Consider the following 209-nt stretch of genomic DNA (forward strand, 5'->3'; position numbering starts at 1 on the left):
CGGTTTCAGCGTTCGACTTGCATGTGTTAAGCACGCCGCCAGCGTTCGTCCTGAGCCAGGATCAAACTCTCCAACAATGAACAGTTCGATCGAGACTACTATTCTCAATCATATTCTCAAAGGAAACCCCGACGAGGGGGTTTCATATAAGCTCTACTGGCTTAGTTCACTAGCACACTGTTGAGTTCTCAAGCAACACACCCCGAACC

The 209-nt window shown here is 48.8% G+C and carries 1 rRNA gene; it reads right to left on the minus strand.

What is annotated here, in order from left to right:
* A 16S ribosomal RNA gene (locus OO71_RS46060) occupies positions 1–77 on the minus strand; the annotation flags it as partial.
* Between the last annotated feature and the right edge of the window lie 132 nt (positions 78–209).

This window comes from Amycolatopsis jejuensis, assembly GCF_000717335.1.
Lineage (GTDB): Bacteria > Actinomycetota > Actinomycetes > Mycobacteriales > Pseudonocardiaceae > Amycolatopsis > Amycolatopsis jejuensis.